At 43.4% G+C, this 24592-nt stretch carries 22 protein-coding genes and 3 tRNA genes; 17 read left to right on the forward strand and 8 right to left on the reverse strand.

The window, feature by feature from the left end:
- Positions 1–55 precede the first annotated feature (55 nt).
- The 3 genes from ACN0VI_RS06970 to ACN0VI_RS06980 all read left to right on the forward strand — a co-directional run bounded on the left by ACN0VI_RS06970 (position 56) and on the right by ACN0VI_RS06980 (position 884).
- Positions 56–131: transfer RNA gene (locus tag ACN0VI_RS06970), tRNA-Ala, on the forward strand.
- 111 nt (positions 132–242) lie between these two features.
- Positions 243–318, forward strand: a tRNA-Glu gene (locus ACN0VI_RS06975).
- 490 nt (positions 319–808) lie between these two features.
- Positions 809–884: transfer RNA gene (locus tag ACN0VI_RS06980), tRNA-Glu, on the forward strand.
- A 594-nt stretch (positions 885–1478) separates the two neighbouring features.
- On the opposite strand, the gene ACN0VI_RS06985 is transcribed toward ACN0VI_RS06980, so the two are convergent.
- Complete coding sequence (locus tag ACN0VI_RS06985; protein ID WP_331891352.1) at positions 1479–1682, reverse strand: hypothetical protein; 204 nt, start codon at positions 1680–1682, stop codon at positions 1479–1481.
- Positions 1683–1947: 265 nt separating this feature from the next.
- Between ACN0VI_RS06985 and ACN0VI_RS06990 the strand changes: the two genes are divergently transcribed.
- Positions 1948–2499 carry a nitroreductase gene (locus tag ACN0VI_RS06990; RefSeq protein WP_417446242.1) on the forward strand — a complete coding sequence of 184 codons (552 nt, stop codon included), beginning with the start codon at positions 1948–1950 and terminating at the stop codon, positions 2497–2499.
- Positions 2500–2547: 48 nt separating this feature from the next.
- Here the strand turns inward: ACN0VI_RS06990 and ACN0VI_RS06995 are convergent, their stop codons facing one another.
- The 3 genes from ACN0VI_RS06995 to ACN0VI_RS07005 all read right to left on the reverse strand — a co-directional run bounded on the left by ACN0VI_RS06995 (position 2548) and on the right by ACN0VI_RS07005 (position 4475).
- Positions 2548–2724 carry a CBU_0585 family protein gene (locus ACN0VI_RS06995; RefSeq protein ID WP_417446243.1) on the reverse strand — a complete coding sequence of 59 codons (177 nt, stop codon included), beginning with the start codon at positions 2722–2724 and terminating at the stop codon, positions 2548–2550.
- A 102-nt stretch (positions 2725–2826) separates the two neighbouring features.
- On the reverse strand, positions 2827–4224 hold the full coding sequence (gene asnS, locus ACN0VI_RS07000) for an asparagine--tRNA ligase (protein WP_417446244.1): 1398 nt from the start codon (positions 4222–4224) through the stop codon (positions 2827–2829).
- Positions 4225–4283: 59 nt separating this feature from the next.
- On the reverse strand, positions 4284–4475 hold the full coding sequence (locus ACN0VI_RS07005) for a DUF1289 domain-containing protein (protein WP_026309294.1): 192 nt from the start codon (positions 4473–4475) through the stop codon (positions 4284–4286).
- A gap of 188 nt (positions 4476–4663) precedes the next feature.
- Between ACN0VI_RS07005 and ACN0VI_RS07010 the strand changes: the two genes are divergently transcribed.
- Together ACN0VI_RS07010 and ACN0VI_RS07015 are read left to right on the forward strand one after the other, a co-directional pair.
- Positions 4664–5173: a GAF domain-containing protein gene (locus tag ACN0VI_RS07010; RefSeq protein WP_417446245.1), complete on the forward strand. Its 510-nt coding sequence runs from the start codon at positions 4664–4666 to the stop codon at positions 5171–5173.
- Positions 5174–5186: 13 nt separating this feature from the next.
- Positions 5187–5612 carry a VOC family protein gene (locus ACN0VI_RS07015; protein WP_331891347.1) on the forward strand — a complete coding sequence of 142 codons (426 nt, stop codon included), beginning with the start codon at positions 5187–5189 and terminating at the stop codon, positions 5610–5612.
- 10 nt (positions 5613–5622) lie between these two features.
- Here ACN0VI_RS07015 and ACN0VI_RS07020 read toward each other — a convergent pair whose 3' ends face one another.
- From ACN0VI_RS07020 to gltA, 3 genes are all read right to left on the reverse strand, one after another.
- On the reverse strand, positions 5623–6153 hold the full coding sequence (locus ACN0VI_RS07020; protein ID WP_331891346.1) for a hypothetical protein: 531 nt from the start codon (positions 6151–6153) through the stop codon (positions 5623–5625).
- Positions 6154–6162: 9 nt separating this feature from the next.
- Positions 6163–7242, reverse strand: coding sequence for a tryptophan 2,3-dioxygenase family protein (locus ACN0VI_RS07025; RefSeq protein ID WP_417446246.1), 1080 nt, complete (start codon positions 7240–7242; stop codon positions 6163–6165).
- Between the two features lie 176 nt (positions 7243–7418).
- On the reverse strand, positions 7419–8708 hold the full coding sequence (gene gltA, locus ACN0VI_RS07030) for a citrate synthase (protein WP_331891344.1): 1290 nt from the start codon (positions 8706–8708) through the stop codon (positions 7419–7421).
- 340 nt (positions 8709–9048) lie between these two features.
- Here gltA and sdhC point away from each other — a divergent pair, with 340 nt between their 5' ends.
- From sdhC to ACN0VI_RS07075, 9 genes are all read left to right on the forward strand, one after another.
- Positions 9049–9426, forward strand: a complete 378-nt coding sequence (gene sdhC, locus ACN0VI_RS07035; protein ID WP_417446247.1) for a succinate dehydrogenase, cytochrome b556 subunit — start codon at positions 9049–9051, stop codon at positions 9424–9426.
- A complete protein-coding gene (sdhD, locus tag ACN0VI_RS07040) occupies positions 9417–9770 on the forward strand; it encodes a succinate dehydrogenase, hydrophobic membrane anchor protein (protein WP_331891343.1) in 354 nt (117 codons plus the stop codon). The genes sdhC and sdhD overlap by 10 nt, the downstream gene beginning before the upstream one ends.
- A gap of 3 nt (positions 9771–9773) precedes the next feature.
- Positions 9774–11552 (forward strand): succinate dehydrogenase flavoprotein subunit, encoded by a 1779-nt coding sequence (sdhA, locus tag ACN0VI_RS07045; RefSeq protein ID WP_331891342.1) that lies wholly within the window; start codon positions 9774–9776, stop codon positions 11550–11552.
- A gap of 30 nt (positions 11553–11582) precedes the next feature.
- Positions 11583–12281 (forward strand): succinate dehydrogenase iron-sulfur subunit, encoded by a 699-nt coding sequence (locus ACN0VI_RS07050; protein ID WP_331890532.1) that lies wholly within the window; start codon positions 11583–11585, stop codon positions 12279–12281.
- 288 nt (positions 12282–12569) lie between these two features.
- On the forward strand, positions 12570–15389 hold the full coding sequence (locus ACN0VI_RS07055; protein WP_331890530.1) for a 2-oxoglutarate dehydrogenase E1 component: 2820 nt from the start codon (positions 12570–12572) through the stop codon (positions 15387–15389).
- 39 nt (positions 15390–15428) lie between these two features.
- The gene (gene odhB, locus ACN0VI_RS07060; RefSeq protein WP_331890528.1) at positions 15429–16682 is read left to right on the forward strand and encodes a 2-oxoglutarate dehydrogenase complex dihydrolipoyllysine-residue succinyltransferase; all 1254 of its coding nucleotides are present in this window, start codon (positions 15429–15431) and stop codon (positions 16680–16682) included.
- Positions 16683–16803: 121 nt separating this feature from the next.
- Positions 16804–17970 carry an ADP-forming succinate--CoA ligase subunit beta gene (gene sucC / locus ACN0VI_RS07065; protein WP_331890526.1) on the forward strand — a complete coding sequence of 389 codons (1167 nt, stop codon included), beginning with the start codon at positions 16804–16806 and terminating at the stop codon, positions 17968–17970.
- Positions 17970–18842 (forward strand): succinate--CoA ligase subunit alpha, encoded by an 873-nt coding sequence (gene sucD / locus ACN0VI_RS07070; RefSeq protein ID WP_331890524.1) that lies wholly within the window; start codon positions 17970–17972, stop codon positions 18840–18842. The genes sucC and sucD overlap by 1 nt, the downstream gene beginning before the upstream one ends.
- Before the next feature lie 184 nt (positions 18843–19026).
- Positions 19027–21771: a M16 family metallopeptidase gene (locus ACN0VI_RS07075; protein WP_417446248.1), complete on the forward strand. Its 2745-nt coding sequence runs from the start codon at positions 19027–19029 to the stop codon at positions 21769–21771.
- Between the two features lie 75 nt (positions 21772–21846).
- Here ACN0VI_RS07075 and ACN0VI_RS07080 read toward each other — a convergent pair whose 3' ends face one another.
- Entirely contained in the window at positions 21847–23406 is a 1560-nt protein-coding gene (locus ACN0VI_RS07080) for a DUF4139 domain-containing protein (RefSeq protein WP_417446249.1), read from the reverse strand.
- Between the two features lie 94 nt (positions 23407–23500).
- Here ACN0VI_RS07080 and ACN0VI_RS07085 point away from each other — a divergent pair, with 94 nt between their 5' ends.
- Positions 23501–24073 (forward strand): YceI family protein, encoded by a 573-nt coding sequence (locus tag ACN0VI_RS07085; protein ID WP_417446250.1) that lies wholly within the window; start codon positions 23501–23503, stop codon positions 24071–24073.
- 57 nt (positions 24074–24130) lie between these two features.
- On the forward strand, positions 24131–24481 hold the full coding sequence (locus ACN0VI_RS07090; protein WP_331891754.1) for a hypothetical protein: 351 nt from the start codon (positions 24131–24133) through the stop codon (positions 24479–24481).
- The last annotated feature ends 111 nt before the right edge of the window (positions 24482–24592 follow it).

Below are 24592 nucleotides of genomic sequence, written 5' to 3' on the forward strand. Positions count from 1 at the left end.
ATCAAAATACAGTTGACAGTAACAAGCCCCGTGCTAAAATGCGCGCCATTGTTTTGGGGCTATAGCTCAGCTGGGAGAGCGCTACACTGGCAGTGTAGAGGTCAGCGGTTCGATCCCGCTTAGCTCCACCAATTTTGTGTTACTGCTTTGTTGAATGGTTCGTCGTTTACTGGAGTAAACTTACTCACCATTCGCCTCGCATTAACAGCAAAAGAATATTAGTTGTCAAAAGTAAGAATTGTGTCCCGTTCGTCTAGAGGCCTAGGACACCGCCCTTTCACGGCGGTAACAGGGGTTCGACTCCCCTACGGGATGCCACATTAAGAAAGCCCGACCTCCAGGTCGGGCTTTTTTTATGTCATTACGAAAGTGTAGGAGAACCAGTTCGACGACAACCAAGGATGGTTGAAGTGCCGAAAATGCAGGAGCAATTTTCGGCCTCCTCGATAGCAATGGCACTATATTGATTTAGGCAACATTGTCTCTGAGCTTTTTCCACGGTGTAGCCTAGAGTGTTTCTGAAAGGCCTAAGAGCAGATACTGACTCTGAATAATATTATTGGTTAGGGCGGTGCAACTGTATTGGCTTTTCCCTTGCTATTCTCAGTGAATAAGAAGACAGTGGTTAATCTCTTCTGCTTAATGTGAACTTGCACCAGCTGTACCTTTATTAGCCTATCTGACTGATTTATCGCCACTTTCGATTTAAAACAGTAAAAAACATAAAAATAGCCATAAAAATTTTGACAAACGGGGGTAGGGGCATTATTATTGCGCCCGCGTTTGAGAGAACAGTTTCAAACATTGTGTCCCGTTCGTCTAGAGGCCTAGGACACCGCCCTTTCACGGCGGTAACAGGGGTTCGACTCCCCTACGGGATGCCATATACAGAAAAAGCCCAGCTATATGCTGGGCTTTTTTGTATCTGTATTTTATAGCGGAGCCCTTAAACACTTCGACGACAACCAGGGATGGTTGAAGTGCCGAAAACGCAGGAGCAGTTTTCGGCCTCCCCTACGGGCAGCAAATGCTCCCGGCATTGTTGCTGCATTCCCCACATCCCTGTGGGTCAGTTCCATATAAATAAAACCCAGCCCTTGTGGCTGGGTTTTTTTATATCATATCGAAAGAGAAGGAGAACTCGTTCGACGATCGCCAGGAAGGCGAAAGTGCCGAAAATGCAGGAGCAATTTTCGGCCTCCCCGATAGCCATGACACTATATTAACCTTAGCACCCGCAGCTGGTTTCTTTATATCTGTATTTCGTTTGGGGATGGAGAAGCCCTGCCAGGGTTCGAAAAATTTGTCTGGAACAAATTTTAACAGCGGAGCAGGGCGACGCTGGCCCGAAGGAGGAAGCACAGGTCGATAAATTGCTCCCGGCATTGTTGCTGCATTCCTCACACCCCTGTGGGTCAGTGCCATATACAGAAAAAAGCCCGACACATAGCCGGGCTTTTAGAAGAGTTACTGCTTGCTTAAGCGGTTTCTTCTGAATCTTTCTCCGAAGGCGCCATAAAGAATAATAATGCACCAATTACAACTAAGCCACCACGAATTGCCCAAGCGATGTTCTCACCCCAGTTGTTAATCCAACCAAGTAGTTTTAGCTCGTAATCGAAGAAGAATAGAGCGATGGATGCAATTCCCAATAAAGCAATGAATGAACCTATATTTTTCATGTTAATATCCCCATTTGTTGTGTCTTGTTCTAGTATTCAGGATTTAAAATACGGAACAATTGATTGAAAATCAAATGATAAATGCCGCTAAACTAAGTTAGAACTGTCTTTGTATAGCTTCATAAATATGAGCTTTTACAACTCGGGCTGACAACTTAGTATTTGTATGAAGTCATAAAACTGCAAAATCTTATTCATTTTAGAGCAATCAATTTATGCTATAGTCGCTATCAGTTTTAGGTATGCCATCTATGAGAAAAACAACATGTTAGACACTTTAATTAACAGAGTTTCTTGTGGTCGTTTAAAAGCACCGGCTCCATCAAAAGAAGAAATGAACCAGGTTTTTAAGGCTGCTTTAAGGGCTCCTGATCACAAGCGCCTGATGCCGTGGCAGTATATTGTGTTTGAAGGTGAAAAGGCGTTGAACGAGCTAGGGGAAAAGTACCGCTTGGCTTGTGTTTCCGAAGATCCCAACACTGACATCGAAAAGCAGGAAAAAACCATGTCATTGCCGCATAGAGCGCCGATGGTGGTGGTCGCTGTGGCAAAAGCGCGTGGCCATGAAAAGGTGCCGCACATTGAGGAAGTGCTGTCTACCGGGGCGGGTGTACAAAATTTAATATTGGGGCTTGATAGCCTGGGCTATGGTGCTTATTGGCGAACAGGACCTTTGGCTTTTAATGAGCATCTCAAACCATTATTAGGCTTGGATCACAATGATACGATTGTGGGCTTTATCTATATAGGTACACCTGACATGGAGCTTAAGGCGAAGCCAATTCCTGAAGTCGATGACTTCGTCAGTTGGGCTTAACTTGACTTAACTTTTATATAGAAAGCGAGAGAGTGGAAAGGGGAAGGGTTAAAATTCTTCCCACAGTTTTGATTTTTTATCTTTATAGCCTGGATTATCACGCTTTTCATTTATCTCATCATACTTTGCTTTTTCCGCTCGACGAGAAGGTGAGTCAGGCTTAATGGTCTCATCAAGCTCTTGCAAAAAGTCTGTGATTTCACTGGTGTAATTCTTTTTTGACATCACTGTATCCGTTGACTGTGTGTACTGACTTCATACTAGCTCAATGCTACAAAAAAGGCCACGTTTGTGGCCTTTTTCATTTCAATGCTTGAACAACAGTTATTAGAACTTAACGTTGTTCGGTACACGAGGGAATGGAATCACATCACGGATGTTTTGCACGCCTGTCACATAAGACACGCAACGGTCAAAGCCTAAACCAAAGCCAGCGTGCGGCACTGTGCCATAACGACGCAAGTCGCGATACCACCAATAATCTTCCGCGGGTAAACCCATTTCTTCAATTCGCTTATCGAGCACGTCCAGGCGTTCTTCACGCTGCGCACCACCGATGATTTCGCCAATACCTGGAGCTAAAACGTCCATTGCGGCGACAGTTTTGCCGTCATTGTTCAAGCGCATGTAGAAGGCTTTAATGTCTTTTGGATAGTTCATGACTACGGTTGGGCGACCAACATACTCTTCTGCAATGTAGCGCTCATGCTCTGATTGCAGGTCGATTCCCCATTCGACAGGGTAGTCGAACTTCTTGTCTGCATTTTTCAGTACTTCGATTACCTCGGTGTAGCTCATGCGCTCGAAGTTATTATTAATGACGTTTTCAAGACGGTTGATGCAGTCTTTGTCGACGCGCTGCTGGAAGAAGGCCATATCATCAGCACATTCGTCTAGAACCGCTTTGAAGATGTATTTCATCATCGCTTCGGCTAAATCGGCGTTATCCGATAAATTGGCGAAAGCAATTTCAGGCTCGACCATCCAGAACTCAGCTAAGTGACGGCTGGTGTTGGAGTTTTCAGCGCGGAAAGTAGGGCCAAAGGTATAAACCTTAGACATGGCCATACAGTAACTTTCAACGTTAAGTTGACCTGAAACCGTTAGAAAAGATTCTTTGCCGAAAAAGTCCTGACTGTAGTCGATATCGCCTTTGTCATTCTTTGGTAGGTTAGTCATGTCCAGCGTGCTGACGCGAAACATTTCTCCGGCACCTTCGGCATCCGATGCAGTAATAATTGGCGTGTGGATCCAGTAAAAACCTTGCTCATGCATGAAGCGGTGAACCGCTTGCGCCAGGCAGTTACGAACACGAGTAACTGCACCGATTAAGTTAGTGCGTGGACGCAAATGAGCATTGTCACGTAAGAATTCAACCGAATGAGGCTTTGGCTGAATAGGGTAGGTGTCAGGATCATCAACCCAGCCTAATACTTCAACTTCAGTGGCCTGAATTTCAAAGGACTGACCTTTACCCTGAGACTCAACCAATTTACCGGTAACGCGTACTGAGCAACCGGCGGTAAGTTTAACCACTTCAGACTCATAATTAGCCACATTATTATCGACTACTGCCTGAATGGGATTAAAGCAGCTACCATCGTGAATATTAACGAACGATAGTCCGGCTTTTGAATCACGACGAGTACGTACCCAGCCTTGGACGGTGACTTGCTCACCGGCGGCGGGTTTGCCCGCTAGGGCGTCGACAATAGATACTAACATGATATTAAGGCTCCGATTTACCTTCCAAAATAGACGTGAGAATTTATATTAATTTCAATTTAAAACTTTTGTTTTCCTTCGAGTTTCAGGCGAAGGTTGACTGCTTTTTTCTGGTCATCAGTAAAAGTATGCCAGTTAAGAACTTCGTCAAAAGTACGTCCGCAACCACGACACACTTCATCGCCCAAAACGGTGCTACAGACGCCAATGCATGGCGAGGCGGTAGGACTTCTTTGGCCTTTGCTTGACATGGATACGATCTCTCCTGCAAAACTCACGAAAAAACAAACGCAGTATGTTACCGTGAGAAGCTCTCATTGGCTAGTGATAATCTTAATACATAAGCACCAGATAGAGTCATATTCAGTTACCATCTAAGGCTTGTAATTATTGGGGCTGTCAGCTATCTTGCCGCTATTGTAAATTTGCTGAAAATACCATGTTTCAACTAGACGAATCACAAATCCAAGAGTATCAGAACGACAAGCCAGAATACTATCGCCAGCTAGCATTACAGCTTGATGCTTTATTGGCAGAGGATAGTAACTGGATTACCAATATGGCACAAATGTCAGCTTTTATCTTTCAGATGCTGCCTGATTTGAACTGGTCAGGGTTTTATCTGGTCAATCCAGAAAAGTCAGAAAGCCTGATTCTTGGCCCATATCAGGGCAAAGTGGCCTGTGTGCATATTCCGTTTGGACGTGGTGTCTGCGGCGCGGCGGCGGCTACTCTGGAAACTCAGTTAGTAGAAGACGTGCATCAATTTGAGGGTCATATTGCCTGTGATGCCGCCTCGCAAAGCGAAGTAGTGATTCCAGTTGTGGTTGATGGCGATTTAAAAGGGGTGCTGGATATTGATAGCCCAAACACTAATCGGTTTGACCAGCAGGATGCGGATGGTTTGACCCTGCTTTTGAATACCTTCATTAAGCAAACACAATTTTAATAGCAGGCCCAGAATGAGTATTCGTCCTTTCCACTTAGCTATTCCAGTCCATAACCTTGATCAAGCACGCCACTTTTATGGTCAGGTTTTAGGCTTTGCCGAAGGTCGCTCCAGCGATCATTGGATTGATTATGATTGTTATGGCCATCAGTTAGTGGTGCATCTTGATGAAGCTATGAGTGCTGATCATGATAAAACCAATAATCAGGTTGATGGTCATGCCGTTCCTGTACCACATTTTGGCGTAGTGCTGGATATGGCGGCCTGGCAGAGTTTGGCTGATCGACTCAAAGAACAGGGCACCCAGTTTGCCATCGAGCCTTATATTCGTTTTAAAGGTCAACCCGGCGAGCAAGCGACCATGTTCTTTTATGATCCATCGGGCAATGCGCTGGAATTCAAGGCTTTTAATGATTTAAGCCAGTTGTTCGCAAAATAAAAGTAAAATTCTATGCTTCAACTGCTGGCTGTATACTGCAGTTGAGAGAGCCTGTTGAAAACGTTTGATCCATCATTTCTTTCAATTCAATTAAATGAGTTAACCCTCTGTCTTTGGCTTTAATACGGGGACTACTTATAGACAACTTCACCCCAAACTTTAAGCTAGACTCAAATACCCAGCTGTAGCCATCTGGACGGATTTCATCATTGGAGCTTAGATCAATTTCATTGAGAATTTCATCCACTTTATTTAATAAACACTTATAGTCCATATCTGAAACGGGATGTTTGCCCACATATATCTCCTTTGGGACTTCCTTGTATAGCTCTTGAATATTGGGGTATTGGTATTTTAGTAAATTATAGTCATCATGAAACTCATCATTGAGTCGGTAAACCGTCACAGTTTCGAAGCTAGGAGCAATAATCAAACGAAACTTATAATGGTCAGGGAAATGAATATCGCTACTTTCTATAGACTTCGCTGAGCCAGAGGCTATAGCCAACACAATACCAATTAATCCTAGTAGCCTTTTCATCTTTTAGCCTTAAAAATTCATGGCCTTAATCACTTCGTCCGGCAATTTAGGGAGTGCCGAGCGAGGAATCAGGAATGTGGTCAGGTTAAATAAATCACGGAAGAAGCGATTGTTTTGGGTGGTTTGACGTAAGTAGTCGTGGCCAGCTGAACCGCCAGTACCAATCTTGGAGCCAATCATGCGCAGCACCATGGTAGTATGGCGATAACGCCAGGTAGTAAATTTCTCGTCAATTTCCACAAGGCTCTGCAATAATCTGAAGGGGCCATTCAACATTGGCTGTTCACGATATAAATTGATAAACAGCGCGCTGAGCGTTGCTTCCTGACTCATGCGGAAACGGCCTTGGGTTTTCAGATCGTCGTATTTTTCTTTATCGAATAATGCATCAAAAGTGGCGTGGGTATTTTCCAGATCGTTTAGCTGGAAGGTTTTTTCCGCGTCGCTGAGATAATCCGCTTCTTTAAGCACTTTTTCATCATGACTGAGCATGGTTTCTACGGCGTCTTTGAAAATATTCCAGAACTTAAAGTCACCAAATTCTAGAAAAGGCATGCGTTCCAGCCATTTTTCAACCGCATCAAATAATGAAGGTTTTTCTTCCAGGTCCATCAGGTAGTTGCGATCTTTTTCATTAAGGCGGCTATAGAAGGATTTTTTATCGAAATTAATACGGTATTCTGATTTAAGGCCTAACAGAATCTCAATCTCTTTAAATTGAATACTCTGAAAGCCTGATGCTGGAATCAAATAGTCGCGAAAATCCAGAAAGTCGAGCGGTGTCATGGTTTCCAGGATATCGATTTGATCGACCAGTACATCTTGAATTCGGTGGATACGCTCAAGACGTAAGTTGACGGTGCTGATGTTGCTTTCGTCGACATGACTTTGAGAGAGTACAGGGAGAATAGAGTGAATCTCATGCAGAACCTGTTTGAACCACAGTTCGTAAGCCTGATGCACAATGATAAAGAGCGTTTCATCATGGGCTTCAGCGCCATACTTTGTACTTTCAGGATGCTGAGCATCTAACAGCTTATTAAGCTGAAGATATTCAGGATAGTAACAAGGTTTAGTGTTCTTTTGCATGGTCCACCACTTATATTTTATAGACTGTTTAGAAATTGTTTATCGTTATTTTTAGCACGTTGAATTTAGTACTTGGAAAATATTCGGATAAATAAAAAGGAGCACTTCAAGTGCTCCTTTAAATTATAGACCTTTGAAAAAAATATTGTCAGCAATAATTTTTCAAAGTAGGGCGATTAGCGCTTATTAAGATCAGTATATTCACGCTCGGTTGCGCCCGTGTACAACTGACGAGGACGACCAATACGACGATCATCTTCACCAATCATTTCGTGCCACTGAGATACCCAGCCCACAGTACGAGCCAAGGCGAAAATGACCGTGAACATATTGGTTGGAATTCCCATGGCATCAAGAATAACGCCTGAGTAGAAGTCTACATTCGGGTAGAGTTTCTTCTCGATGAAGTAAGGATCTTCAAGCGCAATTTTTTCTAGCTCAAGTGCTATCTTGAAGATTGGGTCATCATGCTTGCCCAATAAATCCAAAACTTCGTGCGCACTTTCACGCATAACTTTAGCGCGTGGGTCGAAGTTTTTATAAACACGGTGACCAAAGCCCATCAAACGGAATGGATCATTTTTGTCTTTAGCGCGTTCAATAAACTCAGGGATACGGCTAACATCGCCAATCTCACGTAGCATGTTCAAGCAGGCTTCGTTAGCGCCACCGTGCGCAGGGCCCCACAAACAGGCAATACCTGAAGCAATGGCTGCAAATGGGTTAGCGCCTGAAGAGCCAGCCAAACGAACCGTTGACGTTGAAGCATTCTGTTCATGGTCAGCATGTAGGATAAAGATACGATCCATTGCTTTAACCAATACTGGATCAGGTTTCCAGTCGTTGGTTGGCATGCTGAACATCATATTCAAGAAGTTCTCTGCCAGGCTCATATCATTATCAGGATAAACAAAAGGATGGCCAACGGTATAGCGGTAGCACATAGCAGCGATAGTCGGTACTTTAGCAATTAAGCGTAAGGCACTGATATCACGGTGCTGAGGGTTGTTGATGTCCAGTGAATCGTGATAGAAGGCTGAAAGTGCGCCGACTACAGATACCATGATCGCCATAGGATGGGCGTCACGACGGAAACCGTTGAAGAAGTTCATCATCTGTTGATGAACCATCGTATGATTATTAATTTTAGCAACGAAATTTTCGTATTCTTCTTTGCTTGGCAGTTCGCCATTTAATAGCAGGTAAGCAACTTCTTCAAAATTCGACTGCTCGGCTAGCTGCTCAATAGGGTAGCCACGGTACAGTAACTGACCTTTTTCACCATCAATAAAGGTGATTTTAGATTCACAGGCGCCTGTTGATACATAACCAGGGTCATAAGTGAAGTAGCCAGCTTTGCCTAACGCTCGTACGTCGATAACGTCTTTACCCAAAGTAGGGGAAAGTACGGTCAAATCCAATTCTTCGCCATTGGGTAAGCTAAGTTTAGCTGTTTGTTGCGACATAAAGTCTCCTTTGGACTATAAATTGCTTACTTTTTACTCAATTAATCGAGTCTAATCTCAATCAGGTGGTGCATTCTACAAAATTTTGTCACATTTTACATGAGATATTTTTGTGACACTTGATGATGATCAATAAGATTTTGGCATATAAAGAAAATCTATTGGGTTAATTAATTGTAATCACCGACAAGCACTTATATAATTTGCCTCCGAAACTTTGTATCACTACGGGGTTCCTGTCTGCAGCGTACTTTTCGGTCGCATTTCACGCAATGAAGCAAGACGGGACACAGAGACTCTCACGCCCTGGCGACCTGGGCAAAAATAGATAAGATACGTCGTGAATCAAAAGAGACCAACAAACCTGAATCTTGCTACGATAAGATTCCCTGTACCTGCAATTTCCTCAATCTTGCACCGTATTACAGGCGTTATATTATTCTTCGCTGTACCTATCCTTTTATGGATGCTACAAAAATCCTTAACTCCAGCCGGCTTTAGTGAATTGCAAACCATGTTTGCAGAGTCATTCCTTTGGCAATTTATCCTATGGGCTATAACAACTGCTGTTGCTTATCACGTTATTGCAGGTGTCCGTCATCTGTTAATGGATATGGGCATCGGTGAGTCCTTAGAAGGCGGCCGCCGTGGCGCCTGGTTGGTTATCATTCTATCTGCTATCGCAGCAGTAGCATTAGGAGTATGGGTATGGGCGTAGTAACAGCTTCTACAAGTCTAGGTCGCTCAGGCTTACACGACTGGATTATCCAGCGTGTATCAGCACTCGTTATGCTGGCCTATGTGATCTACCTGGGTTATTTCTTGTGCACAACTCCTGAGCTGACTTTCCCAGTATGGCAAGAGTTGTTTGCATCAACCTTTATGAAAGTATTCTCTCTACTGGCGCTTTTGTCAGTTATCGGACATGCTTGGATCGGTTTGTGGATCGTGTCTACAGACTATATGCCTAAATTGGCGATTCGTTTCATCTTCCAAGTATTAGTAATTCTCATCTGTCTTGCGCTGTTAGTGTGGGGCATTCAGATTTTGTGGAGCCTATAAAGCATGTCTAACCCAATCTCCTCGATTCCAACTTATACCTTTGATGCGGTAATCGTTGGTGGCGGTGGCGCTGGTATGCGTGCATCGCTGCAACTGGCGCAAAGTGGCCAGAAAGTCGCATTGATTTCAAAAGTATTCCCAACTCGTTCGCACACAGTTTCTGCTCAAGGTGGTATTACCGTTGCATTAGGCAACTCGCACCCTGACGACTGGCGCTGGCACATGTTCGATACCGTGAAAGGTTCGGATTATATTGGTGACCAGGACGCTATCGAGTATATGTGTGAAAATGGCCCAGCGGCTGTTTACGAACTTGAGCACATGGGCTTACCTTTCTCACGTTTGGATAACGGTAAAATTTACCAGCGTCCTTTTGGTGGCCAATCCAAAGAATTTGGTGGCGAGCAGGCCGCTCGTACCGCTGCTGCTGCTGACCGTACTGGTCACGCCTTACTACACACCTTATATCAAGCCAACTTAAAAGCTAACACTCAGTTCTTTAACGAGTGGTATGCGATGGACTTGGTGCGTAATGAAGAAGGTGATGTGTGCGGTGTTACAGCAATGTGCATCGAAACCGGTGAAATCGCTTTGTTTAAGTCGCGAGCTACAGTTTTCGCAACAGGTGGTTCTGGCCGTATCTATGCATCAACTACCAATGCATTGATCAACACTGGTGATGGTGTTGGTATGGCATTGCGTGCTGGCTTGCCAGTACAAGATATTGAAATGTGGCAGTTCCACCCAACCGGCATTGCCGGCGCAGGTGTTCTGGTCACTGAAGGTTGCCGTGGTGAAGGTGGTTACCTTATTAATAAAGATGGCGAGCGTTTCATGGAGCGTTATGCGCCAAATGCAAAAGATTTGGCGTCGCGTGACGTTGTTGCTCGCTCAATGATGAAGGAAATTCTGGCAGGACGTGGCGCTGGAGCTAATGGCGACCATGTATTCCTGAAGCTTGATCATCTGGGCGAAGACGTTCTTAACTCTCGCTTACCGGGTATCAGTGAGCTAGCTAAAATCTTTGCTCACGTTGATCCAGCAAAAGATCCGATTCCTGTGGTTCCAACCTGTCACTACATGATGGGTGGTATTCCAACCAATAAATATGGCCAGGTCATTGACCGCACGCCTGCCGGCGACGAAAAAATCGTTAAAGGTTTCTACGCAGTAGGTGAAGTGGCGTGTGTATCGGTACACGGTGCTAACCGTCTGGGCGGTAACTCGTTGCTTGACCTGGTGGTATTTGGTCGTGCTGCTGGTTTACACCTTGAAGAATCATTGCGTGAAGGACTGCAGTTTTCTGACTTTAATGATTCTGATGCAGAGCGTTCCCTTAACCGTTACACCCGTTGGAATGATTCTAACGAAGGTGAAGATCCGGTTGAGCTTCGTCGCGAGCTACAGAACACCATGCAAAACCATTTCGGTGTATTCCGAACTGGCGACTTGATGAAAGAAGGTCTGGACAAAGTTAAGCAGCTTCGTGAGCGCATGAAAAATGCTCGCCTGAAAGATAAGTCACAGGCTTTCAACACAGAGCGTGTTGAGTGTCTGGAGCTTGAGAACTTGATGGAAGTTGCTTATGCAACCGCTAAGGCTGCTGAGTTCCGTACTGAAAGTCGTGGTGCTCATAGTCGTGAAGACTTCCCAGATCGTGATGATGAAAACTGGTTAGTTCACTCTGTCTATTACCCAGCTACTGAAGAAATGGGTAAACGCGATGTGAATATGAGCCCAACCAAAATCGAAGCTTTCCCTCCGAAAGCCCGTACATATTAATCTGTAGCAACAGAATACGGAGTGAAGCAAATGAAATTTAGTATTTATCGCTACAACCCAGAAACGGATAAAAAGCCTTACATGCAGGAATATGACTTAGATGTTCCTGAAGGCTCAGACATGATGTTGTTGGATGCATTGGTTGCGTTAAAAGATCAGGATCCAACTTTGTCTTTCCGCCGCTCTTGCCGTGAAGGTGTTTGTGGTTCAGACGGTATGAACATTAATGGTAAAAATGGCCTGGCTTGTATTACTTCATTATCAAGCCTGAAAACCCCCATTGTTGTTCGTCCATTACCGGGCCTGCCAGTTGTTCGTGACCTGGTGGTTGATATGGCTCAGTTCTACAAGCAGTACGAGAAAATTAAACCTTTCTTGATTGCTAATGATGAGCCACCAGCAAAAGAGCGTCTGCAATCACCTGAAGATCGTGCAAAGCTGGATGGTCTTTACGAGTGTATCCTGTGTGCCTGTTGTTCGACTTCCTGCCCATCATTCTGGTGGAACCCCGACAAGTTTGTTGGGCCAGCAGGTTTGTTGCAAGCTTATCGCTTCTTGATCGATAGCCGCGATACACAAACTGAAGAACGCCTGGCAGATCTGGATGACGCATACAGCGTATTCCGTTGTCGTGGCATTATGAACTGTGTTGACGTGTGCCCGAAAGGTTTGAACCCGACTCGTGCCATTGGCCATATACGTTCTATGCTTCTGAAAAGCGGAGTCTAGTTCGACTGATTCTTAAGAAGGTTTGAAGACGAAAAGACTGGAGTTTACCTCTGTTCTTTTCGTCTTTTTTTGCGATAAACAGGCTACTTTTTGATACATAGTGATTATCGCCTTAAGAGATTGTCCGATTTAGTGCAGAACTTGATTTGCCACTAGATCATAAAAACAATGAGTTAATCAGGCTTTTTTAGCCAGTACTTTTAGCAATTAAAGAGCTAATACTGTGTTAAGACCCCTGATTTTTAGTTATCATAGCGACTTATAAATACCAAGAGTGGTGTTACGTACATGAAAAATGGGTTAGAGGCGATGTTTGAGAACGCCTACCTATCAGGTAGCAGCGCAAGCTATCTGGAAGAACTATACGAGCAATACTTAGAAGATCCTCAGTCTGTCGACTCCGACTGGCGACAAAAATTTGATGAGTTTGCAAAAAACAGCGATACGAAAGATGTACCTCACAGCCATATTCGTGAGCATTTTCGTCAAATTGGCTTAAATCGTCAGAAGATTGCCTTCACTCAGGGTGGTGGTTCTTCAGTTGCAGACCCAAAACAGGTCAAAGTATTGCACCTGATTGAATCTTATCGTGCTCGTGGTCATCACCACGCTAATATTGATCCACTTGGTCTGTGGAAACATCCTTATCCTACTAATTTAAGCCTTGAGAGCTTCGAGCTGTCTGAGGCTGATCTGGATACAAAATTCCATGTTGGCAATTTGGCCGGTCCTGACCAACAAAGCCTTAAAGAGATTCTTCAGAGATTAAAAGATACTTATTCCAACTCTATTGGTGCTGAGTTCTTACATATTAATGATCTGACTGAACGCCGCTGGATTCAGGAAAAGCTTGAGGAAGCCAATTCTTCGCACAGCTTCCGCGAAGAAACCCGCAAGAAGATTTTAGAAGGCTTGACTGCAGCAGAAGGGCTTGAGAAATATTTGGGCTCTAAATTTCCGGGGGCAAAACGCTTTTCACTAGAAGGTGGCGATAGTTTAGTGCCAATGATGCGTGACCTGGTTAATCAAGCGGGCATTGTGGGCGCTAAAGAAATTGTCATCGGTATGGCGCACCGCGGTCGTTTGAATTTGTTGGTTAATGTTCTCGGCAAGAACCCGCAAGTATTGTTTGATGAGTTCGAAGGCAAAAATGCGGTCGTTAAAAACGGTTCTTCTGGAGATGTGAAATATCATATGGGTTATTCCAATGATGTTGAAACAGAAGGTGGTCCTGTTCATTTAGCGTTGGCATTTAACCCTTCACACCTTGAAATCGTTAGTCCTGTAGTGCTTGGCTCTGTTCGAGCTCGTCAGGAACGCCGCAAGGATAAAGATTGCGATCAAGTTATTCCAGTGCTCATCCATGGTGACTCTGCGATAACCGGACAGGGTGTTGTCATGGAAACCTTCAACATGTCGCAAGCCCGCGGTTTCTATATCGGTGGCTCAATACATGTAGTGATTAACAATCAGGTTGGCTTTACTACGTCCAAGCTGCATGACACTCGATCTACTGCGTACTGCACAGACGTTGCCAAAATGATCGAAGCGCCAGTTTTCCACGTTAATGGCGATGACCCAGAAGCGGTATTGTATGTGTCGCGCCTAGCTTTAGAGTTCCGCAAGAAGTTTAAGAAAGATGTTGTGATTGATTTGGTGTGTTATCGCCGCCATGGCCATAATGAAGCTGATGAGCCTAACGCAACACAGCCTTTGATGTATCAAAAAATTAAAAAGCATCCTACGCCGCGCAAAATTTATGAAGACCGACTGGTCGATAATAAAGTTGTATCGACAGACGATGCTAAAAAGATGTTGGACGAATACCGTGATCTACTTGATGCTGGTAAGAGTGTAGTGCTCAATCGCATTGAAGATAGAGAACGCGAGTTCAACGTCGATTGGTCTCCATTCTTAGAACAAACTTGGCAATCTCCAGCAGATACTAAGTTGCCTAAGTCTAAGTTCAAAGAGCTAGCTGAGAAAATTTGTCATTACCCAAGCGATCTTCCACTACAGTCACGCGTTAAAAAGCTAATGGGCGAACGTAAGAAAATGGCTGCAGGAGAAATCAGCATGGATTGGGGCTTTGCCGAAACCATGGCTTATGCTTCATTGCTTGATCAGGATTTCGAAGTTCGCTTATGTGGTCAGGATACTGGTCGTGGCACTTTCTTCCATCGCCATGCGGTGTTGCATGATCAAGACGATGCTGATGTTTATATCCCACTTCAGAATATTAAAGACGATCAGCCACAATTCATGGTGATTGATTCCGTTCTTTCTGAAGAAGCGGTGTTAGCCTTTGAATATGGTTACTCAACTAATGAACCAAATTCAATGGTCATCTGGGAAGCTCAGTTTGGTGACTTTGCCAACGGTGCACAAGTGGTTATCGACCAGTTTATTAGTTCTGGAGAACAAAAATGGGGCCGCTTATCGGGCTTAAGTTTGTTCTTACCGCACGGCTATGAGGGTCAAGGTCCTGAGCATAGTTCTGCAAGATTAGAGCGTTTCTTACAACTCTCTGCAGAACATAATATTCAGGTTGTGGTGCCATCGACACCTGCTCAGGCATTTCACATGATCCGTCGTCAAATGATTCGACCATTACGTAAGCCACTGATTGTGATGACGCCAAAGAGTTTGTTACGTCATAAGTTGGCAGTATCAACGATCGATGAGTTGACCAAAGGCCAATTCCAAAATGCTATTGATGAAATTGATAGTTTGGATAAAAAGAAAGTGACTCGTATCGTGATGTGTTCTGGAAAAGTTTATTATGACTTGCTGGAAAAACGTCGTGCCGAAGAGTTGGATAATGTGGCCATTATCCGTATTGAACAACTCTATCCTTTCCCTCATGATGAGGTAAAAGAGATTCTTGCTCAGTATAAGAAAGCGAAAGAATTTGTCTGGTGTCAAGAAGAGCCACAAAATCAAGGTGCTTGGTATTGTTCACGTCATAATTTGGACGAAGCAGTTCCAGCTGATGTGTCAGTTGAGTATGCAGGAAGAGAGGCGTCGGCAGCACCAGCTGTTGGTTATGCTTCTATCCATAATGAGCAGCAAGCAAAACTTGTTAAAGATGCACTCGGCATCAAATAATCGAATTGAATTTATTTAGGTAAGGTAAAAGGTTAAAACATGGCTATCGAAATTAAAGTTCCTGTGTTACCTGAGTCAGTAGCAGACGCTACTATTGCTACATGGCATGTGAAGCCAGGTGAGTCTGTATCACGTGACCAAAACTTGGTTGATATTGAAACGGATAAAGTCGTTCTTGAGGTTGTTGCTCCTGATGATGGTGTGATTTCTGAAATCATCAAAGAAGAGGGTGACACAGTGCTTCAAGAAGAGGCTATTGCAAAGTTTGAAGCGGGTGCATCAGGTGATGCTAAAGCTGATAGCAGCGATGACAAGAAAGACGACTCTTCAAACGAAAGCAAGAAAGACGATAAAAAAGAAGAAGCGAAATCTGATAAAGAAGAAACTTCTTCTGCAGACCTGGACGTTCTATCACCTGCAGTACGTCGTTTGGTTGCTGAGCATAACCTTGATCCTAAGCAGATTCCAGCAAGTGGAAAAGGTGGTCGCTTAACTAAAGAAGACGTTGAGAAATTCATCAAAGATGGTGGGGCTTCTGCTAAATCATCTGAGAGCAAGAAAGATTCTGGTTCTGCGCCTGTATCAGCAGGCTTACGCGAAGAGAAACGCGTGCCAATGACGCGTCTTCGTAAACGCATTGCTGAGCGTTTGGTTGAAGCACAGCATACTGCGGCAATTCTAACCACTTTTAATGATATCAACATGAAAGAAGTGGTTGAGTTACGCGCGCGTTACAAAGAACAGTTTGAGAAAGTTCATGGTACGCGTTTAGGCTTTATGTCTTTCTTCGTGAAAGCTACCGTTGAAGCACTTAAGCGTTACCCGGCAGTCAACGCATCAATCGATGGCGATGATATTGTTTATCATGGTTTTTACGATATAGGTGTTGCCGTTTCTTCTCCACGCGGCTTGGTGGTGCCAGTTTTGCGTGATGCAGACACTATGAGTCTTGCTGAAATTGAAGCTAAGATTCGTGAGTTTGGTGAAAAAGCTCGTGATAACAAGCTGACAGTTGAAGATATGACTGGCGGTACATTTACCATTTCCAACGGTGGTGTATTCGGGTCATTGATGGCTACGCCAATTATCAACCCACCGCAAAGCGCCATTCTTGGTATGAACCGTATGGAAGATCGTCCTGTGGTTATCAATGGTGAGATTGTGATTCGTCCAATGATGAACGTCGCGCTATCTTATGACCATAGAATTATTGATGGACGCGAGTCTGTAGGCTTCTTGAAAACGATTAAAGAATTCATTGAAGACCCAGCTCGTATGTTACTGGATTTGTAAATTCCAGAATATAAGCGCTGATGCCGAACCTAGGTTCGGCATTGGTGTTTTTAATCACCCTAAGTTTTTAAATTTTATGTGCTTATAAAAGCACTTATGCCAAAGCAATAGGAACATAAACATGAACCTACATGAGTATCAAGGTAAACAGCTTTTTAAAGAGTATGGTTTACCAGTATCCGAGGGTTACGCAGTTGATAATCCTCAGTCTGCATTTGAAGCAGCTGGTCGCATTGGCGGCAATGTGTGGGTGGTTAAAGCCCAGGTACATGCCGGTGGTCGTGGTAAGGCTGGTGGTGTAAAACTTGTCAAGACCAAAGAAGAAGTTAAAGATTTTGCGAAGCAATGGCTTGGTAAAAATTTGGTTACTTATCAAACTGATGCTAACGGTCAGCCAGTTAGCAAGATTTTGGTTGAAGAGTGTACCGACATCGCTCAAGAACTTTACTTGGGTGCCGTCGTTGACCGTTCAAGCCGTCGCGTTGTATTCATGGCTTCAACTGAAGGTGGTGTTGAAATCGAGAAAGTTGCAGAGGAAACTCCTGAGAAGATTCTTAAAGCAACCATCGATCCATTAGTTGGCGCGCAACCTTACCAAGGCCGTGAACTTGCATTCAAGTTAGGCTTGGAAGGTAAACAAGTTAAGCAATTTACTCATATCTTCTTGCAGCTTGCTAAGATGTTTGTAGAAAAAGATTTAGCGCTTCTTGAAATCAACCCTTTGGTTATTAAAGAAGATGGCGATTTGCATTGCCTTGATGCCAAAATCAATATTGATGGTAACGCAATGTACCGCCATCCTAAATTGTCTGAAATGCACGATCCTTCACAAGAAGATGAGCGTGAAGCTCATGCAGCTAAGTTCGAGCTTAACTATGTAGCACTTGATGGCAACATCGGCTGTATGGTTAATGGAGCTGGCCTAGCGATGGGGACTATGGATATCATTAAATTGCATGGTGGCGAACCTGCGAACTTCCTGGATGTTGGTGGCGGCGCTACTAAAGAACGTGTTACGGAAGCATTTAAGATTATCCTCTCAGACTCAAACGTAAAGGCTGTATTGGTTAATATCTTTGGTGGTATCGTTCGTTGTGACTTGATTGCTGAAGGTATTATCGGTGCGGTTAAAGAAGTGGGTGTTAAAGCTCCAGTTGTTGTTCGCCTTGAAGGTAACAACGCTGAGTTAGGTACAAAAGTTCTTGCTGAATCCGGTTTGAACATCATCGCAGCAGAAAGCTTAACTGACGCAGCGAAAAAAGTAGTTGCTGCAGCGGAGGACAAATAATGAGTATTTTAATCAATAAAGACACTAAGGTTATTTGTCAGGGTATTACTGGTTCACAGGGTACTTTCCATACTGAACAAGCGATCGAATACGGCACTAACATGGTTGGTGGCGTAACTCCTGGAAAAGGTGGTCAAACTCACCTGGGCTTGCCGGTATTTAATACTGTTAAAGATGCTGTTGAGGCAACCGGTGCAGAAGCTTCAGTTATTTATGTGCCAGCACCTTTCTGCAAAGATTCAATTTTAGAAGCTGCAAACGGCGGTATTAAGCTAGTTGTTTGTATCACTGAAGGCATTCCAACTATGGATATGCTTGAAGCTAAGATTGTTTGTGACAATTTGGGCGTGCGTTTGATTGGTCCTAACTGTCCGGGTGTTATCACCCCGGGAGAGTGTAAGATTGGTATCATGCCTGGCCACATCCATTTGCCAGGTAAAGTCGGTATCGTTTCTCGCTCAGGTACTTTGACTTATGAAGCCGTTAAACAAACCACTGACTTTGGTTTTGGTCAATCGACTTGCGTCGGTATCGGCGGGGATCCAATTCCTGGCTCAAACTTCATTGATATTTTAAAGATGTTCCAGGATGACCCTGCAACTGAAGCAATTGTTATGATTGGTGAGATTGGTGGTTCTGCAGAAGAAGAAGCTGCAGCCTTCATTAAAGACAATGTTACCAAACCTGTAGTTTCATACATTGCAGGTGTAACTGCGCCTCCAGGCAAGCGTATGGGCCATGCTGGTGCTATCATTGCTGGTGGTAAAGGTACAGCTGCCGAAAAGTTTGCTGCCCTTGAAGATGCAGGTGTGAAGACTGTTCGTTCATTAGCTGATATCGGTAATGGACTGAAAGAAGTGACAGGCTGGTAATTAGCTAACCGCTTGAAATTAAAGCCGCTCAGGACATCTTGAGCGGCTTTTTTGTATCTGTAAGATTTGTAGTAAAAAATGTAATACTTATTAACAAATAGCCACTACACAGTTACACCACTTTTATGGATACTCCGTGCTTGTATTGGACTGTCTTATAGTTATTGAAAATTAAGAGGGATATATGACTCTAAAATTAAAAACAGCTGCTTTAGCTCTGGTGCTTATATCCAGTGTTACTGTTGCTTTTGCGAAACTACCTAAAGGCGTAGAAAAAGTTACTACGGTTGAAGGTATTTCTGAATATCGTCTTGATAATGGCTTACAGGTATTACTGTTTCCTGATCAGACTCAGGAATCAATTACCGTTAATATCACCTACCATGTGGGTTCAAAGCATGAAAATTATGGTGAAACAGGTATGGCTCACCTGCTTGAGCACCTGGTTTTTAAAGGTACACCAAATCATAAAGATATCCCTCAAGAGTTGAGTGAGCGCGGCGCCGAGCCAAACGGTACCACCTGGCTTGATCGCACTAACTATTACGAAACATTTGCGGCTACAGAAGACAATTTAAACTGGGCACTGGATCTTGAAGCTGACCGTATGATCAACTCATTCATCGCCAAGAAAGACTTAGACAGTGAAATGACAGTTGTTCGTAATGAGCTTGAGAATGGTGAGAATAGTCCGGTTCGCGTTTTAATGCAGCGCTTGATGGCTGTTGGCTATGATTGGCACAACTACGGTAAATCAACTATCGGTGCTCGTTCTGACCTTGAAAATGTTGATATTACCAATCTTCAAGGTTTCTATAAAAAGTACTATCAACCAGACAATGCTACTTTGATCATTGCCGGCAAGATTGACGAAGAAGCCACTATCAAGAAGGTTGACAAATATTTTGGTGACATTAAAAAGCCAAAACGTCAACTGCCTGAGTTATATACCGAAGAGCCGATTCAGGATGGTGAGCGAAAAGTAACCATCCGTCGTACTGGTGATGTACAGGTAGTTGGTGGTTTGTTTAAAACTCCGGCTGGCCCACACGAAGATTTTGCGGCAGTTCAAGTGTTATCACAAATCATGGGTGACTCACAAACTGGCCGTCTTCGTAAAGAGTTAGTTGAGAATGACCTAGCCGCTTCTGCGGGTGGTTTCGCTTTCCAATTGGCAGAGCCGGGTGCTTTGTTGTTTATGGCTCAGGTCGCAAAAGATAAAGACCTTGCTAAGACCGAAGAAGCTTTTGTTAACGTTTTAGAAGGTGTTGCGGAAAATCCAATTACTGAAGAAGAAGTTGAGCGTGCAAAAATCAAACTATTAAAAGGTATTGAGTTGAGCTTCAATAATACTCAAAGTGTCGCACTTCAATTGACTGAATGGGTGGGTATGGGCGACTGGCGTTTACTATTCTTAAACCGTGATCGATTAGAAGCAGTAACTGTTGAAGATGTCCAAAAAGCAGCAGAGGAATATCTTGTAAATGATAACCGCACATTAGCCTTGTTTATTCCTGAAGAAAAGCCTGATCGTGCAGATTCTATTGCAAGACTGAACAAAGAAGATGTTCAGAAAATGTTGGAAGGCTATACAGGCCGTGAAGCTGTAGCACAGGGTGAAGATTTTGATGCTTCTTATGCCAATATTGATGCACGCAGTGAACGCACAACATTATCTAATGACGCTAAAGTTGTCTATTTGCCTAAGAAAACTCGTGGCGGGTCTGTGGTTATGACTGTCAAACTTGATATTGGTAACCTTCAAGACTTACGTAATGTTGGTGTTGTTCCATCGCTCACTTCGAGCATGTTAATGCGTGGTACTGATAAACATACTCGTGAAGAGCTACAAGCAGAGTTTGACCGTCTCAAAGCTAATGTCAGTGTTTCCGGTGGTACCACTAGCACTTCAGTGCGTATCCAAACCGTGAAAGAAAACCTACCCAAAGTGTTATCACTGGTTGAAGAAGTTCTTAAGAAGCCTTCGTTTGATGCCAAAGAATTGGAAATTCTTAAAAAGCAACAAGTCGTTGCTCTTGAACAGCAAAAGCAACAGCCTCAGTCGCAAGTGTTTAGACAATTAAGCCAACACTTAAATCCCTACGATCCAAGCCATCCGCTTTACAGTATGAGCATTGACGAGCAAATTGAAGCGATTAAAGCTGTTGATGTCGATAGTTTGAAGAGTTTCCACTCTAATTTCATGGGTGCTTCGGATGCTGATATTGCGGTAGTTGGAGATTTTGATCAGATATCGTTACAACAGCAATTAGATGATATTTTAGGTGACTGGAATGCTGATGTTGACTATCAGCGCATCAAACAAAGTGTAGCTGATGTTGAAGCTATCAATAAATTTATTGATACTCCAGACAAAGCTGGTGCTGCGTTTGCTGCAATGACTAAAATTGCACTAAGTGATCAACACCCAGATTATCCTGCACTAGAGATGGCCAACGAAATCTTTGGTGGCGGTTTTTTAAACAGTCGTTTAGCAACTCGACTTCGCCAAAAAGACGGCTTGAGTTATGGTGCCGGCTCATTCTTTAGAGCTAGCTCTGAAGATGAAAATGCTTTATTTGGCGCTTACGCAATTTCTGCGCCAGAGAACTTACCACGCGTTGAGCTCGGTTTTAAAGAAGAACTTGAGCGTGTATTAAAAGATGGCTTTACTCAAGAAGAGCTAGATAAAGCGCGTGACGGTGTTTTACAGAATAACCGTATCGATCGCTCTAAAGATTCACGCTTAGTCAGCACCTTGGCCGGTAATCTTGATCTTGACCGCACTATGGAGTGGTCGAAGGAATACGAAGAGAAACTTAAAGCTTTAACCCTTAAGGATGTGAACGAAGCCTTCCGTCGTCATATTAAGATGGATAATATTTCAATCATTAAGGCGGGTGACAAGGCCAAGTTAGACGCAGAGTAAATTTATTTAACTCTCATTAAACCTGTAAAAAAAAGCCACGGCTGTTACCGTGGCTTTTTTTATCCGCTGTGTTGCTTACCAACTGTATTCAACAGTATAAGTTACTTTAGTTTCCCCATTAGCCGGTACTTTGACGTTAAAGTGAACATGGCGCGAGTCTTGCTTTTTATAGTCATGAGATTTACGTGTAATGTTCCAGTTTGTCCATCGATAGAGGTTTTCTCTGACAACCACTTCAACGGTTTCATCTTTATGATTCTTCACCGTAATCTCAAAGCTTTCAGTAAGTTCTTTACCACTGGTATCAATCTTATAGTCTGTTTGTTTTCGCTCGCCTTTAATATCGAAAGCATTCCCGACTTTGATTAGCACGTCTTCATTCTTTGGTGTGTGATCAATAATATCTTCACCGATAAACTCAAGACTACCATCAGTATCACGTTGATTAACTCGAATTCTGCCAGCTGGTAAAGGTATGCCTAAAGCATTTTTTTCTTCGTTAGCAAACCTTAAATAGACGTTAACGTCTCCAGAAGAGTTTTTGCCGTAACCTTCGTTAGTATTCATTCCATAATAGCTATAGAACTGACTGGAAGCGTCAAACACTAATTCTTTATTACATTGAACATCTTTAACTGAAGGGAATAATTCTAGTTGCTTTGTGGAATTGTTGGCTAAGTCAGCAGGGCGTCCTAAGGTGTATAGGTGATACTCAAAAAAAGCTTTTTGTTCGAAACCTTTGTCCATCATTGCTTCTTCCGCAACGCGCGAGGACATCACTCTAAGAGGCTCATTTTGTTGTGCGCGATTAACATCGCCGGCAATCAATTTAAGCTTTGCATTGTTAAAGCTGGCTCCTGACTGATTGATAATGCTAACCCAGCTGGATAAGTCCATCTTGCAAGTGTCAGACTCATCATAGGTAATATTGTAATCCGTCCACCAGGTCATGCCTTCAGTTTGATAACTGAGCTCAATGGTTTGCTCGCCGGAAGCAGGGGAGTAGAGGTCCCAGATGAGAGTCGGTTTTGTCAGCAGACCTTCGGGAAGGTCGGGAAAGATAATATTGGTGTAATAGCTAAGGGTCTGAATATTCCCCTTGTCGGTTTTGATGACCAAGTTGCCATCAGCGCTTAGCAGCTCGCCTTTAATTTCAACTAACTCATCACCAGAACTTTGTTGGACAGTAATGGTTTTGCCGATAAAGCGTTGCAAGAGTTGATGTCCGTTAACCAAATCAAATTGGTAGCTTTGTTCCAGTACCCGAGTATGCTTATTGTTTAATGAGCGAAATGATACGGTTGTAGGATCAATAAAGGCCGCTACATCCGTGACTTGTAGGCTATTCTGACCTTTGTCGAGCTGATAGTTGCGAGTGGATTTAACCACTCCATAGCCCGGTACGGTGTAATGACCTCTATTTTGTCCTGGTATGGGACGATATAGGTCTGGGTCAATGGCGCCTGGCTGAGCACTGCTATAAATGGTGACGGCATCTTGCTCCTCGGCAACAGCGTCCGAGTTGCATCCCAATAGGGCAAGAGCTATGACGGCTGGGACGACTCTTATAGCTGCTATCCTTTTAGAAGCTATACGCTCAAGTAATAGTGACTTTGTGTTTGATGTTATTTTCATACTCATTACCTTATGTTGTAATCGTGTCCATATAAACGCCAGAGTAACTGAAAAGGGTTACTACGGCCAACAAATGAATTGAAATTGAGGTGTTATGGTGTTTCTTAATAAGTTGCCAATGACTGTATTATTGCTTTCGAGTATTTTATTCGCCAGTTGCCTTTCAGCCAATGAGTCGCTGAAAGTCATAGCGGCCGATAGCTATATTAAGTTTAGTGGTGTTCAGAACAAGAAGACTGAATTTAAAGGGGAGTTCCAAACTTTTACCCCAGTTATCGTGTTTGACAAGGACAATTTGGAAGCCAGCTCCATTCGAGTTGAGGTGGATTTGGCGAGCGTCGAAAGTGGTAGCGAAAAGCGTGACGGGATGCTCAAAAAAAGCAATTGGTTCGATGTTGAAAATACGCCAAAAGGTATATTTGTCAGCAATAAAATTGAACTCGAAAGCGAGGGGAAATATAAGGTTGAAGGCTTACTTACCCTCAAAGGAATTGAGCAACCTGTGACCCTGTTCATGAATTATGTGGAACTGGGTCGCTTGATAGAATTGTCAGGAGACTATACATTAAACCGACTCGATTTTAAGCTTGGACTTGGTGCTTGGAAGAACCCTGATTGGGTTAAGCATGAGGTTGAAGTCAATTACAAAGTAGTTTTAGAACAATAACCCTGGCTCGTTAGCTATTTGTTTTAACGGGCTGAAAACCATATAGCAAATGCCCGTATGAAACGATCTGTTTTAATGGTTGTTGTGATGTTTTTGATATCACTCAACGCACAAGCTAACGTTCTGAAAATTGACTCCCAGATGGCGAGTCAAATCACTTCTATTTGTAAATTTGTTCAAGGTAAAGGCCACCCAGAGGACTTGCGTCTGAAAGGCATGGCCTGGTGTAAAGTCGGGGTGGATTATTTGCCGGATGAATTTACCGAACAGAAGTTACAAGTGATAGAGCTTTATGAATCTGAAGAGTTCAGCGAGTTAAAAGAGAATCAGAAATTTGCTAAATATTTAAGTCAGGCTCGACGTAGAATTGCAGAAGTGTCGCTAGGATTGGCTAGCTTCAGCGAGTAATTGTTTATGACATTCAATATAAAGAAGTTATCCCACCAGTTTACTAACATAGCGATAGTAAAGCAGAGCAAATGGCGCTCGTAACAGAGCGCCTTTGCATTTTCTGCTCAG

It is taken from the genome of Kangiella sp. (genome assembly GCF_048265365.1).
GTDB lineage: Bacteria > Pseudomonadota > Gammaproteobacteria > Enterobacterales > Kangiellaceae > Kangiella.

What these genes read in the sequence shown, in the direction of transcription:
- ACN0VI_RS06985 (WP_331891352.1), bottom strand. Translation starts at nt 1,682, where the DNA reads ATGAAAAATATAGGTTCATTCATTGCTTTATTGGGAATTGCATCCATC.
- ACN0VI_RS06990 (WP_417446242.1), top strand. Translation starts at nt 1,948, where the DNA reads ATGTTAGACACTTTAATTAACAGAGTTTCTTGTGGTCGTTTAAAAGCA.
- ACN0VI_RS06995 (WP_417446243.1), bottom strand. Translation starts at nt 2,724, where the DNA reads ATGTCAAAAAAGAATTACACCAGTGAAATCACAGACTTTTTGCAAGAG.
- asnS (WP_417446244.1), bottom strand. Translation starts at nt 4,224, where the DNA reads ATGTTAGTATCTATTGTCGACGCCCTAGCGGGCAAACCCGCCGCCGGT.
- ACN0VI_RS07005 (WP_026309294.1), bottom strand. Translation starts at nt 4,475, where the DNA reads ATGTCAAGCAAAGGCCAAAGAAGTCCTACCGCCTCGCCATGCATTGGC.
- ACN0VI_RS07010 (WP_417446245.1), top strand. Translation starts at nt 4,664, where the DNA reads ATGTTTCAACTAGACGAATCACAAATCCAAGAGTATCAGAACGACAAG.
- ACN0VI_RS07015 (WP_331891347.1), top strand. Translation starts at nt 5,187, where the DNA reads ATGAGTATTCGTCCTTTCCACTTAGCTATTCCAGTCCATAACCTTGAT.
- ACN0VI_RS07020 (WP_331891346.1), bottom strand. Translation starts at nt 6,153, where the DNA reads ATGAAAAGGCTACTAGGATTAATTGGTATTGTGTTGGCTATAGCCTCT.
- ACN0VI_RS07025 (WP_417446246.1), bottom strand. Translation starts at nt 7,242, where the DNA reads ATGCAAAAGAACACTAAACCTTGTTACTATCCTGAATATCTTCAGCTT.
- gltA (WP_331891344.1), bottom strand. Translation starts at nt 8,708, where the DNA reads ATGTCGCAACAAACAGCTAAACTTAGCTTACCCAATGGCGAAGAATTG.
- sdhD (WP_331891343.1), top strand. Translation starts at nt 9,417, where the DNA reads ATGGGCGTAGTAACAGCTTCTACAAGTCTAGGTCGCTCAGGCTTACAC.
- sdhA (WP_331891342.1), top strand. Translation starts at nt 9,774, where the DNA reads ATGTCTAACCCAATCTCCTCGATTCCAACTTATACCTTTGATGCGGTA.
- ACN0VI_RS07050 (WP_331890532.1), top strand. Translation starts at nt 11,583, where the DNA reads ATGAAATTTAGTATTTATCGCTACAACCCAGAAACGGATAAAAAGCCT.
- ACN0VI_RS07055 (WP_331890530.1), top strand. Translation starts at nt 12,570, where the DNA reads ATGAAAAATGGGTTAGAGGCGATGTTTGAGAACGCCTACCTATCAGGT.
- odhB (WP_331890528.1), top strand. Translation starts at nt 15,429, where the DNA reads ATGGCTATCGAAATTAAAGTTCCTGTGTTACCTGAGTCAGTAGCAGAC.
- sucC (WP_331890526.1), top strand. Translation starts at nt 16,804, where the DNA reads ATGAACCTACATGAGTATCAAGGTAAACAGCTTTTTAAAGAGTATGGT.
- sucD (WP_331890524.1), top strand. Translation starts at nt 17,970, where the DNA reads ATGAGTATTTTAATCAATAAAGACACTAAGGTTATTTGTCAGGGTATT.
- ACN0VI_RS07075 (WP_417446248.1), top strand. Translation starts at nt 19,027, where the DNA reads ATGACTCTAAAATTAAAAACAGCTGCTTTAGCTCTGGTGCTTATATCC.
- ACN0VI_RS07080 (WP_417446249.1), bottom strand. Translation starts at nt 23,406, where the DNA reads ATGAAAATAACATCAAACACAAAGTCACTATTACTTGAGCGTATAGCT.
- ACN0VI_RS07085 (WP_417446250.1), top strand. Translation starts at nt 23,501, where the DNA reads ATGGTGTTTCTTAATAAGTTGCCAATGACTGTATTATTGCTTTCGAGT.
- ACN0VI_RS07090 (WP_331891754.1), top strand. Translation starts at nt 24,131, where the DNA reads ATGAAACGATCTGTTTTAATGGTTGTTGTGATGTTTTTGATATCACTC.